The sequence below is a fragment of the Psychrobacter piechaudii genome, from assembly GCF_900162825.1.
GTDB lineage: Bacteria > Pseudomonadota > Gammaproteobacteria > Pseudomonadales > Moraxellaceae > Psychrobacter > Psychrobacter piechaudii.
On sequence record NZ_FUGE01000209.1, the window covers coordinates 1 to 3778 of the forward strand.

Genomic DNA, 3778 nt, shown 5'->3' on the forward strand with positions numbered 1-3778 from the left:
CTAAACTGTCAGTGAAACGACGCCGTATTAGGGCTTCTCAAAATCTTGATTATCGTGAGCAGGTTCTATTCGGTAGGGTTTTATAGTGCGATTGCCCTGTAGGTCTATTGCTTATGTATATACATTTACTATTGAAAAAAGACAACAAATAGAGACAGAAAAGAAACATTTACTTAAATATGAAAACAGTCTTTTATTTCTACCCTGTATATTGAATTCATATTGATTTTAAAGACTAGTTTAATAACCAACCTATGCTCAAAAAAAGAAATTCCTATGATTCTAGAATCTCTTTTTCTAGAGCATCCTTCTAATTTTAACTGCCTAAAGCCTTATAAAAATAGAGGGTTGTTGCCTTTTGATAACCGAGAACGAAGCTTTATATAGTAGCTTTCTTGGGTAACAGTCTATGCAATGGCATTGCTATTTTCCCAGCCTACCCAACTTAACCCCAAAGCTAAATATAGAACTACCATTTTCACTTGATTAAACTCAAGAGTAATCCATACTAGTGCACTACACCGCTAAACTCTAAGTAGGAAAACTACATGCAAAACCCAGAATTAGATCATGATAAAAAAAGACGCTTGGTAGAAACTTATCTACAAGAATTAACCAAAACTGACCCGAATTTATACTACTCATCCACCACAGATATCGCCCACGCTCTATATCCGATGATTAAAGAGCATATGAATCGTATGCCTGTAGATGAGCAGGCGTTATTTAGAAACATAACGGTGCGCGACATTGAAATGCTGCTGAGCTTTCACTAAAAACAACAACTTCAACCATGTTTCCATATGTATCCAAAATTGCATAAATAGCGCTAGGTCACCTAAAATAGCGGCTTAATTTTATTTATTGAATCATTTTTGGATACCGCCCATGTCAACCCCACTTTCAAGCTCTAATTATTCAGATTCTAACCAGTCAAATACTGACTTAAACAATGAGATTAGCAGCCTATCCCCCTCTTTAGTCTGGCAATACTTTTATGCATTAACCCAAATTCCGCGCCCCTCTTATGAAGAAGAGGCGGTGCAGCAATTTGTATTAGAAGAAGCGGCCAGATTAGGCCTGTGGGCTGAGCGCGATGCAGCCGGCAACGTCTTAGTACGCAAGCCTGCCACTCCAGGTATGGAAAATACACCGGGCGTTATCCTACAAAACCACTTAGACATGGTTGCCCAAAAAAACGAAGACAGCACTCACAACTTTAGCACCGATCCTATTGAAGCTTATATCGATCCAGAGCTAAATAATGAATGGGTAACTGCCAAAGGCACTACGCTTGGGGCGGATAACGGTATTGGTGCAGCCTCAGCACTTGCCGTATTGGCCTCCAATGATATTGCTCACGGTCCACTAGAAGCTTTATTTACCGCAACTGAAGAGACCGGTATGGATGGGGCTAAAGGTTTACAGCCCAATTGGATTCAAGGTCAACTTTTATTAAACTTAGATACCGAAGAGCTGGGCGATATTTGTATTGGCTGTGCTGGCGGCGTAGATGCTACTTTCACTCTACCTATTGACTGGCAAGCGCCTACTGCAAGCCAAGGCTATCAGTTGTCAGTGAAAGGATTAAAAGGTGGGCACTCCGGTATTGATATTATCAAACAACGTGGTAATGCTGCCTTAATTATTTCTCGTCTATTAGACAGCATCTCAAGGCACATCGAAGTGTCTTCCATTCAAGCAGGCAACTTACGCAATGCCATTCCTCGTGAAGCCAATGCGCTATTTGCAAGCGATGACTCTGAAGCTGAGTTAAACCAGCTTTTAGCGGCTGAAATTGAAATCATTCGCCGCGGCTTGCCCTTGGAAGACCGTGATATGAGCGTTAGTCTTGAGTCTGCTGACTTGCCTGCCCAAGTCTGGAGCAAGACCAAACAAAATACCTTACTAACTGCAATTCGCTTATGCCCTAACGGGGTAGATAGAATGAGCATGGACACTCATGGCGTGGTAGAAACTTCAGTGAATTTGGCCAAAATTGATACCCAAGAGCAGCAATTACAGCTCCAAAGCTTACTGCGCTCGTTAGATGATAATGCCCGTGATGATTTAGCCGATCGCATGAAGCGTCTGTTTGAGTCTTTTGGAGCAAGCGTTGAGTTAGCAGGTGAGTATCCAGGCTGGAAACCTGCTCCTCACTTTACCCTAACTGACTGTGTGATTAGTGAAGGTCAGCAGCTATTGGGGCGCAAACCTAATGTGACCGTCATTCACGCAGGTCTTGAGTGTGGCTTATTGGGACAGCATTATCCGCACTGGCAGATGGTCTCATTTGGTCCTACTATTGAGATGCCACATTCTCCTGATGAGCGCGTTAACATCGAAAGCGTGGCTCAATTCTGGCAGTGGCTGGTTAAGGTGTTAGCCGCTTTGAAATGAAAGCAGCTTTAATTGTCGTCCTATCAATGAGTAATAAATTAATACAGCAAGACGGTTTAGTGCCTCTTTTTCTCATGATATGATAGGCAATCATATTTTCTTTGCACAATATTTTCTTTGTACCATATTACAAAAAGGGCTAAGTATCTATTAGCCTTTTTTATTACAAAATTTTTTTATCATTCATTTTTAATAGCGCTTATTTACATTTAAAACATTCAATAGCGATGAGGAAGAGAGAGGTTTATGGAGTTTTTTGGTTTTACGATTGACCTAGCAACACTCACCGAGGGCACCATTACAGTAGTATCAAAAGTGGTTCTTGCCACTATCATATTTATTGTGGGTAAATGGCTTGCGTCTAAACTCGTTAAGCTTGCTGATAAGGTCATGCAGCGCAGCCATTTGGATGACACGGTTGCCAGCTTTTTGAGCCGCTTATTAAATGGCGTGTTGTTGATCATCGTTATCTTAGCCGCTTTAAGTAAAGTTGGCGTTCAAACCACCTCTGTGGTTGCTATTTTAGGTGGTGCAGCATTGGCTGTTGGCTTAGCCTTAAAAGATCAGCTGTCTAACTTTGCAGCAGGTGTTTTAATTGTTATCTTCCGCCCTTTTGTGCGCGGCGACTATGTGCAAATCAGCAGCTATACCGGTACTGTAACTGACATTACCCTGATTAATACCCATATCACCACCACCAATAACCATGACGTGATTATTCCAAACAGCGACATCAGCACCTCTGCGGTTATCAACTACACTTCACTGCCAAACCGCCGTGTCGATATCACCGTTGGTGTGGGTTATGACGCAAACATTAAAGTAACAAAAGAGGTGTTATTAGCCACTGCGAAAGCCAACCCACTGGCCTTTACTGACCCAGAGCCAGTAGTGCGTGTAACTAACTTGGGGGACAACTCAGTTGATTTGACCCTAAACGTGTGGACCTCAAATGATGATTGGTGGGCCATGCAGTGTCAGCTATTAGAAGAATTCAAAATTGCGCTTGATGACAACAACATCGATATTCCATTCCCGCAGCGCAAAATACATGTTAGCGGCTTAAATGAATTGGTTAGCACAGAAACCAAACAGGTTGCGACTGACAGCTAAGTCAATCCGCATTCATAACTAATCCATAACTGTTAAAAAAGGCGCACTAAACCGGTTTAGTACGCCTTTTTTATATTCACTACTTTTGTATTAACTACATTTGATATGGCTTAATGTCTTACAAGGATATGGGCTATTGACTTCCTCCCCTCGCTAAGCCGAGGGGATTCCTACAGCTAGACGGTCAAGCCCGACCGCAAGGATGTTCTTAGCAGCATTGGTATCTCTATCATGCCATGTGCCACACTCAGCACAAGTCCATCCT

4 protein-coding genes are annotated in these 3778 nt (G+C 42.2%); 3 read left to right on the plus strand and 1 reads right to left on the minus strand.

Translation table 11 applies throughout. The features are described 5' to 3' along the window. Positions 1–548 precede the first annotated feature (548 nt). From A1019T_RS11215 to A1019T_RS11225, 3 genes are all read left to right on the plus strand, one after another. Positions 549–776 (plus strand): hypothetical protein, encoded by a 228-nt coding sequence (locus A1019T_RS11215; protein WP_077451706.1) that lies wholly within the window; start codon positions 549–551, stop codon positions 774–776. Between the two features lie 112 nt (positions 777–888). Next, positions 889–2400 carry an aminoacyl-histidine dipeptidase gene (locus A1019T_RS11220; RefSeq protein ID WP_077451707.1) on the plus strand — a complete coding sequence of 504 codons (1512 nt, stop codon included), beginning with the start codon at positions 889–891 and terminating at the stop codon, positions 2398–2400. A gap of 246 nt (positions 2401–2646) precedes the next feature. Further along, complete coding sequence (locus A1019T_RS11225; protein WP_077451708.1) at positions 2647–3513, plus strand: mechanosensitive ion channel family protein; 867 nt, start codon at positions 2647–2649, stop codon at positions 3511–3513. A gap of 153 nt (positions 3514–3666) precedes the next feature. Here A1019T_RS11225 and A1019T_RS11235 read toward each other — a convergent pair. Beyond that, a partial coding sequence (locus A1019T_RS11235) for a zinc ribbon domain-containing protein (RefSeq protein WP_143514120.1) occupies positions 3667–3778 on the minus strand: 112 nt, incomplete at its 5' end.

Bases quoted from the DNA above. Each gene is read 5' to 3' on its own strand.
- A1019T_RS11215 (WP_077451706.1), top strand. From the start codon at position 549: ATGCAAAACCCAGAATTAGATCATGATAAAAAAAGACGCTTGGTAGAA.
- A1019T_RS11220 (WP_077451707.1), top strand. From the start codon at position 889: ATGTCAACCCCACTTTCAAGCTCTAATTATTCAGATTCTAACCAGTCA.
- A1019T_RS11225 (WP_077451708.1), top strand. From the start codon at position 2,647: ATGGAGTTTTTTGGTTTTACGATTGACCTAGCAACACTCACCGAGGGC.